Source organism: Peptostreptococcus sp. MV1 (assembly GCF_000758885.1).
Lineage (GTDB): Bacteria > Bacillota > Clostridia > Peptostreptococcales > Peptostreptococcaceae > Peptostreptococcus.
Map to the genome: position 1 here is coordinate 1 of NZ_JRNB01000106.1, position 3,846 is coordinate 3,846.

Here is a 3,846-nt window from a genome sequence, read left to right on the forward strand (position 1 = left end):
AATATCTTCATTCCTTTTACCTCGCTTTCTTTTATAACATCATCATATTTATATAATTTATACATTTCAATTAAGCCCATCAACTGGTCTGCATAAATCTTGCTTGTTGCATATCCTGCATTCTGTAAGCCCCTACAAGCTTTTTTATAGTCTGTCTGACCAATAACTCCATGAGTGCTATAGTGGGCTTCTCTCCAACCCTCATGAAAGAATTTAGCATGATCTATAAGGCTCTCTTTCCATGAATCATATTTTCTAAATGCTGCATTGATGAAAAATTGTTTATTATTCTTATCATATTCAGCTGTCCTGACGGTGTAACTCTCACCTTTCCAATCATCCTTAGCCTTAATGCCAAAAAGATTGTTTGCTTTAGTGGCTAATTCTGATATCCCCCAGCCTGACTCTAAGCACGCTTGAGCTATGGTTACACTAGGTAAAATCTTACCAGCATACCATCCAGCAATTGCACCATCCTTAACTTTTTCTATAAAAATATCCTGCTTAGTTGCCATCATATCACTTCCTTAAATATAAAAGGTGGCCTTAAAGACCACCTTATTTACTAAGTTTTCTACCTGGTAAAATTACCAGGTAAAGTTTATTAAATTAAAATTTATTCGCTTTTTTCTTTTAATTGCTCCAGGGTCTTTTTCAAGGCACTAGGATATCTTACCCCTAGCTTTCCGCCATTTTCTAATATGGAAAGTCCCTCATTTGCTATATAGAAGAAGCATGTAGCCATTCGTATAACCTGGTTATCTATCCCCATCAGCCTATCAAGCTGCACTGCTAAGGCCACCATAAAGAAAATTACTACTTTCTTAGCTATGCCCTTAAATCCTACTCTGGAATTTAGCTTTTTATTATATCCTGCTGCCAAAAGACCACTTGCATAGTCAACAATTATAAAAACAAGCAACACCTGAAAAGTCTTGTCCCAGCCACCGAATAGGTAGCCACATATTCCCCCGGAACAAGCACCAATTATTTTGATTAATTCCCCAGCATTTTCAAATTTCATTTTGTCTATTCTCCTTTTATTTTAGTTGTTTTAGTATGTTTTTAAATTTCCTATTTTAGTTAAAATATCCGTTGGGTTGCACTCAACAAATATTGTATTGCCATTATGTCCGATAGTATGTGACTTACAATATATGCCTGTATTTGCACCGCTTACAACATATATCGTGTAGTCTTTTAGGTTATCATATGTGGTAGTTGAGTCGGCTAAAGTAACCTCATCACTGGTAAATTTAGTTACTTCTTTGATATCCCCACTTACTTTTTCATATCTTAGATGATGCCCGAATATATTTACAGAGCCACCAGCACGAGTAGTTAATAGTCCGATAGTAATTTTAGTAAGCAGTCCATCGAATTCACTAAGACTATTCAAATTTGCAGCAGTTTGCCATTTTGAACACCTTTCCGTCATTTTTTCTACCACAGGCATGGTAATCCATAGATAAGGCATTAGATGTTCAGAAAGTGAATTGACCCTACCCAGTATAGAACTGTTGCTATTTTCACCTTCTAAAAAATCATATATGTAAAGCCCATATTCATCAGCATCGGCCCTAAGATTGGGGTCGGATACTAAGTTAGATAGATTTACAAGTGCGTATCCTGCCATTTGTTGTTCCTGTGTTTTTGGAACCATATTTTTTAAAGAGGTATCAATTTTATCTACTGTCTCATTTATTTTTTTTAGTTCATCTTTAATCATTTAGTTACCCCCTAACTTTTTATTAATTGATTTTAAAAAATCGTCAACCCCCTCAAGTGAGGTCTTGATTGCATTGACATCTTCTGCATTAGCACAATTTTTATCTACATACTCTTTACTAACTACATCTAAATCTTGTTCTATCAGTCCTAAAACTTTCATTGTCTACTCTCCTTATCCTACTATAACTATTTTGTATTCATTTGCCTTAGGTGGCTTAGCAAACTTAACCTTGACGTTATTAACGTCTGTAACTTCAACATCTGTAATCACTTGTGCAAATGGGGCCTTATTTTCCCTCACCATGACAACTACATCCTGGGAATTCAGATTATGATTTACAGTGAACTCTGTGGCTGTGCCATTGCCTATCTCTTTTGCTACCTTACCAGTCTTGTCTGCTATGCCTTTCTTTAAAACTGTAGTTAAGTTGTCGTTATTCTTTAGTAACTCTTCTATCTCTTTAAATGTGTCATAGTTAGATGACGCCCCATTAAGTATCTGGTTAATCCTCTGATTAGTAAAGGTGTTAGCTTGCTGTAGGGCCGTGTCTGCCTTAGCTTGTGCCTGTGCGTCTGTTATCTTAGTTGCAAGGGTATTATCTAGACCTGTAATCTTGCTAGTTGGTATAGTCTTATTACTAGCTATTAGGGCCTGTATGATAGTATCTATCTTTAGTTTATCGTCTAGCCCATCAATTTTAGATGTGCTGATTTTAGATGTACCTTCATTGATTTTGGTAACTATGTCCCCTGCTGTAATTGCCCCGGCTATGCCATTTATCCTATCTGCGTTGATGTTTTCAGTACCACTATTAATCGTAGCCACTAAATTAGTAGCCTTTAGCTTGTCTGCTAGGTCCTTGATTTTATCTAGGTTAATTAGGCTATCACCGTCATTTATAGTCTTAACTATGCTGACTGCTGTAGGTGAAGCGTCCTTTGCGTCCATAGCCATCCACACAGCCCCTGTATAAACATAGGCCCTCTTATCCTTGGTATTGTAGTATACCTGACCTGCTACGGCCTGGCTAGGCTCTACAGCCACTGAGTGAAGCACAGCTTCTAGTAACTGATTTTGATTTGCTTTTAGATTTGTAAGTAAATTCATCTTTACCACCTTTCAAAATTTAATTAATTTAAAATAGCACTTCCAGAAAATTCATAACTAAAGGATATAGTTAATTCATTTTCTGATAAGTGCTTAACATCTCCTATCACTTCGTTTCCCCCACTATCTACAATAGTGACGGATGGTATTTTTTTCAAATCGTGCTTGATATTCCAGGTCTTACTGGCCTGTATTTGAGTGTGCTTGTAATTTTTATCAAGGACGATATCACCTGTTAGGTCGTCAAATTTCTTAAGAATATCAAGTCTTTTATCTATTTCAAATAAAAGCTTTTCTATATCAATTTCTTTAAGTTTTTTTTTGAGACTCTCGGCCTGGTCGGTTATTATAGACTCTCCTACTTCTATAGTAAATATGCCAGTTTTTAGCAATTTGTCACCGTCATAGATTAGTAATTCAGATAGGTACGTCCCGACTTCTAGCGGTGGAAAATAAACATCTACATATCTATTTTTCACATCGACTTCGACCTGCTCATTTTCATATAACTTATCATTTATTTTGATATAGTTTTTAAATTTTAAGTTTTCTAAATTCATATTTTTAACCATCAGTCTAAGCCCTCGGGCCGTTTCTCCTGCTCGGGCTTTAAAAACCTTATCTATTATGGCTGATGGATATAAGTTAATTGCTCTTAGGCTCTTTAACATTTGTTACCCCTCTTTCTTTTAGTAACTTTTTTATATCTGCTAACTCTTGTTCTAACTTACCAACCCTATCTTCTAGGGCTTCGCGTTTTTTAATTTCCTCTTGTAAGGCAATATGAAGCATAGAGGTATAATTACCCATATTGATTGATAGTAGCCCATCAGAGTCTTTTACTACCAAATAATCTTGAATGAATCTAAATCGTTGAACATCCTGGGCTATCATAGATAAATTACTTCCGCTAAACTTTTTATATTGATATGTTGCCAAATTTATCGTTTTTACAAAATCAAATATATTAGATTTATTTATGTTCCCTGGTCCATCTTCAATGTATT

Annotated in this window: 7 protein-coding genes; all 7 read right to left on the bottom strand. The window is 35.5% G+C overall.

What is annotated here, in order from left to right; all coding sequences use genetic code 11:
* The coding region (locus HMPREF1639_RS07540) for a glycoside hydrolase family 73 protein (protein WP_036765096.1) at nucleotides 1-515 on the bottom strand (515 nt) is incomplete at its 3' end.
* A gap of 101 nt (nucleotides 516-616) precedes the next feature.
* Nucleotides 617-1,024: a phage holin family protein gene (locus HMPREF1639_RS07545; RefSeq protein WP_036765099.1), complete on the bottom strand. Its 408-nt coding sequence runs from the start codon at nucleotides 1,022-1,024 to the stop codon at nucleotides 617-619.
* Nucleotides 1,025-1,054: 30 nt separating this feature from the next.
* Complete coding sequence (locus HMPREF1639_RS07550) at nucleotides 1,055-1,729, bottom strand: hypothetical protein (protein ID WP_036765101.1); 675 nt, start codon at nucleotides 1,727-1,729, stop codon at nucleotides 1,055-1,057.
* Nucleotides 1,730-1,891, bottom strand: a complete 162-nt coding sequence (locus HMPREF1639_RS09310; RefSeq protein ID WP_156955972.1) for a hypothetical protein — start codon at nucleotides 1,889-1,891, stop codon at nucleotides 1,730-1,732.
* Between the two features lie 12 nt (nucleotides 1,892-1,903).
* Entirely contained in the window at nucleotides 1,904-2,839 is a 936-nt protein-coding gene (locus HMPREF1639_RS07555) for a hypothetical protein (RefSeq protein ID WP_036765103.1), read from the bottom strand.
* A gap of 23 nt (nucleotides 2,840-2,862) precedes the next feature.
* Nucleotides 2,863-3,510 carry a hypothetical protein gene (locus HMPREF1639_RS07560; protein WP_036765105.1) on the bottom strand — a complete coding sequence of 216 codons (648 nt, stop codon included), beginning with the start codon at nucleotides 3,508-3,510 and terminating at the stop codon, nucleotides 2,863-2,865.
* On the bottom strand, nucleotides 3,485-3,846 hold a 362-nt coding region (locus tag HMPREF1639_RS09410; protein ID WP_036765107.1), incomplete at its 5' end, for a hypothetical protein. The genes HMPREF1639_RS07560 and HMPREF1639_RS09410, both read right to left, overlap by 26 nt.

Bases quoted from the DNA above. Each gene is read 5' to 3' on its own strand.
- HMPREF1639_RS07545 (WP_036765099.1), bottom strand. From the start codon at position 1,024: ATGAAATTTGAAAATGCTGGGGAATTAATCAAAATAATTGGTGCTTGT.
- HMPREF1639_RS07555 (WP_036765103.1), bottom strand. From the start codon at position 2,839: ATGAATTTACTTACAAATCTAAAAGCAAATCAAAATCAGTTACTAGAA.
- HMPREF1639_RS09310 (WP_156955972.1), bottom strand. From the start codon at position 1,891: ATGAAAGTTTTAGGACTGATAGAACAAGATTTAGATGTAGTTAGTAAA.
- HMPREF1639_RS07560 (WP_036765105.1), bottom strand. From the start codon at position 3,510: ATGTTAAAGAGCCTAAGAGCAATTAACTTATATCCATCAGCCATAATA.
- HMPREF1639_RS07550 (WP_036765101.1), bottom strand. From the start codon at position 1,729: ATGATTAAAGATGAACTAAAAAAAATAAATGAGACAGTAGATAAAATT.